Below are 3,195 nucleotides of genomic sequence, written 5' to 3'. Positions count from 1 at the left end.
CTTTTTAATTCTTCGATAGCTGTGTGATAAGAACAATGCTTATCTGTGGTAATAGAGGACGGCATCTGTTTACACTGTTTCAGTATTTTCTTAAAGAAGCGCTTAGCAGCTGCTAGATCGCGGCTATGAGCCAGCATGAAATCAACAGTCCGCCCCTATTTATCGACTGCTCGATAGAGATACTTCCATTGGCCTTTGACTTTAATATAAGTCTCATCCACTCTTAAAGGCTAGCTAAAGGTCGAGCATACCAACGGATCCTTTTCTCAAATTCGGGAGCGTAATGCTGAATACAACGGTAAATGGTAGTATGGTCATCCTTTATCCCCCTTTCACTGATCATTTCTGATAATTGGCGATAGCTCAGAGGATAACGTAAGTACCAGCGCATACATTGCAAAATAATTAAGCCGCTAAAGCGGCGCTTCCAGAAATCGCTCTTCATTGTAAAAACTTATCTTCACGAGCTTTGATAAATGCTATTATCTTTCATTAGCTCTAAATGCAACAGTCCCTTTATTCTTCGAAAGGAGCGTAATCTGCCACTACCATTAAATGGTCAGAAGCAAAGGTACGATTTTCTGTGAGGCTCGCTGGGTTTAATTCCACTTCTCCTGTTTCAGGACTGAATTGGGTCAGTACATGCTGCGAGCGTAAGGATGGTTTGTTACTGACTATTACATCTAACACCTTGGGTTGTTTCAAGCATCCCTCTTCAATAGGGTTTTTATAGGTGTCATAATTAAATCCTACAAAAGTTGCAGCCGGACCCCCATGGCACCCTTTAGGGTTTACCGCGTTGTAAGCGTCTTCAAGAAGGGGGGCTAAAGCGTGTATATCGGATTCTGTGGATTCATCGGTTACAGGGATAATATTACGGTCACCCATTGATACCCAAAAATTGTTTTGAGATATTTCTTCAATTTTCTGCCGTTCTATTCTAGCACAATTTAGACGGGTGTCATGGTTTCCACTCAACGGATAATGGGAATTATAAATATAGACTGATTTCTTCGTAGGTAAATGAATTAGGTGAACCCAGAGCGGCCCCCGATACGTATTCATGTTGCCAAATCCTTTATCTGTCTGGGACCTATCTCTATGGATAGGTAATGCATCCGGATCTTCTTTTAACCAGAATCGCCCTTTATCTTCTAATTTAAATTTCTCAGTTTTATAGAGAATACCAACGGTAGGAGTTCCAATATTCTTGCCAATCCATTCTTTCACTTCTGCCCCTTCAACAATAATTCCTACTTCAATATTAGAGGGCGTTTGGGACAGAAAAAATGAGGTGTAGCCAGAAATCTGGGATAGTTCTAAAGCTTGGATTGGGGAAAGTTCCTGGACTCCTAAAATATCTGGATTAATCTCGTTAATAGTTTGTAATACAGCCGAGCGTCGGTGACTCCACTTATGATATTGAAATTCAGGTTCCTTTTTATCAAAAAAGTCAGCGCTAATGTTAAATGAAGCAACGCGAAGAGTATTCGTATCCCCTTTCCTCCGGGTTATATCGCCTGTATAGTTCTCCATAGCAACTGCCGACCCTAGCATACAAAGTAAGCTAAAATATATCTTAGATAGCGACATAGATAATCTCCCTTTAGGTTAAGTAAAAAAAGATGTCTTAGTAAAAATTCTAAACCACCTTTAAAGTATATTTCTTGGGCCAATATATGTCTACCGGGACTGTTGCATTTAGAAAATGAGATAACTATTATCTCATTTTCTAAATGCAACAGTCCCTCAAAGAATGGGTACAATTTTGGGGCAAAAGAAACCGTCTTTGCTTCTTCTCCAACTTTAGCATCGAGTCTTACCTTTAACTTTGATTGACTAATTTCCTCAATAGTTCCAACCATTCCATTTCAGACGTTAAGGCCATTACCGTTTTTCATAAAGAGGAGACGATCACCCTTAGAGAAAGAACGTTGTCTATCTATTTTAATTTCTTCACCAAAGTTATCCTCTTTTAATGTAGTAGATTTTGTACAATACTAAATTATCAGATATCTGTTTTCTGTAAGATTGGAGCAAGGTAATGGGAAACTTAACAATAATAATATTATTGATAGGTTCCAGCTATTGTATTGATTTAAACGATATTGGTTATGGTTCTCAATGGAAAGAAGCTGAACACGAAGCGCCAAGCAAGAGCGCAGAGGAGATCAGAAAAGCAATTGAAGATGAGGCCCTGAATATTGCTTATGCCGAAATGGGCGGACGTATTGGATATAAGGGCTCCGGTCCCTATGCTTCTCAAGCTTATCAATTATATCATTTCGGACATTACAGTTGTAACGATTCCGTTGCAGATTAGGCAATAGGGCGAATTGAGATTGCATAGCGGGATAATTTGGGCAGATTAGCTGACGATAGAGAAAACATCTTAAAGAAAGTGGAAGACGATGCAAAATGTATAGATTAACAATTGCTCCGGAAAACTGTACAGCATAATGGGAAGGTAAGGATTAGGAAGTTTACAATTTCCCCGTTTTCTCGTAAGATTGATCAGATTTTAGCCCCCAATATAACATATAATATCGCCTAATAAAGTAGAACAGAGCACCGAGCATAAAAAAACACCCCATTTTTTCATCATCACTAATATTTGGACTTACATAATACATGAAAACGACTGTGCTAATTGTTAGCCGTGAGAGAAAAGAAAAATAAAGGTAAGGTAGCTTAGTCAACCTTTCTTTAAAGGTTGATTTTTTAGAGAGACCGATTCCTTTGAGAATTAAAGATTTTATCTTAAAGAAATACCAAATTCTAAAACCACAAAAGCATAATGTACTAATTCCGATAATTAGGAGCCCCGTTGTGGTAGTCATCAGTCCCCCTATACTACCAGCTCCCAGCCATAGAATTAAAACTAACAAAGACAAAACAAATCGAACCTTATATCTTTTTCTAATAAAACGCTGAATCCTATCAAAGACGATAGGACAAGTTATTTTATACCCAACGTTTTCTAAGAGATTCGGATAGCTAACCGGCTTCAAACCTGGACTAACAGGGTAAGGATAAAATAGATCACCCTTATTTGAATCACTTTTAAAGTGTTTCCCTAGACAGTCTTTAAAAAACCGTTCCATAATTATTTTATACCTATACGGTTGCTATCTATAAAATAAGAGAGAAATGTTGTGAAATCTATAGAAAAGAAAATAGCATTAGCTAACGGAA

At 37.9% G+C, this 3,195-nt stretch carries 2 protein-coding genes and 1 pseudogene; 1 reads left to right on the top strand and 2 read right to left on the bottom strand.

Annotated features, from left to right (window positions below):
• Both HMO_RS17735 and HMO_RS0113225 read right to left on the bottom strand, forming a co-directional pair.
• Positions 1-445 (bottom strand): annotated as a pseudogene (locus HMO_RS17735) (IS6 family transposase); the annotation flags it as partial.
• 71 nt (positions 446-516) lie between these two features.
• A complete protein-coding gene (locus HMO_RS0113225; protein ID WP_010304547.1) occupies positions 517-1,593 on the bottom strand; it encodes an exonuclease/endonuclease/phosphatase family protein in 1,077 nt (358 codons plus the stop codon).
• A gap of 451 nt (positions 1,594-2,044) precedes the next feature.
• Between HMO_RS0113225 and HMO_RS0113215 the strand changes: the two genes are divergently transcribed.
• Positions 2,045-2,323: a hypothetical protein gene (locus HMO_RS0113215; RefSeq protein ID WP_010304545.1), complete on the top strand. Its 279-nt coding sequence runs from the start codon at positions 2,045-2,047 to the stop codon at positions 2,321-2,323.
• The last annotated feature ends 872 nt before the right edge of the window (positions 2,324-3,195 follow it).

It is taken from the genome of Candidatus Odyssella thessalonicensis L13, assembly GCF_000190415.1.
Classification (GTDB): Bacteria; Pseudomonadota; Alphaproteobacteria; order Paracaedibacterales; family Paracaedibacteraceae; genus Paracaedibacter; species Paracaedibacter thessalonicensis.
The sequence above is the reverse complement of the archived record's forward strand: the minus strand, read 5'-3'. Positions and strand labels throughout refer to the sequence as shown.

What these genes read in the sequence shown, in the direction of transcription:
- HMO_RS0113225 (WP_010304547.1), bottom strand. Translation starts at nt 1,593, where the DNA reads ATGTCGCTATCTAAGATATATTTTAGCTTACTTTGTATGCTAGGGTCG.
- HMO_RS0113215 (WP_010304545.1), top strand. Translation starts at nt 2,045, where the DNA reads ATGGGAAACTTAACAATAATAATATTATTGATAGGTTCCAGCTATTGT.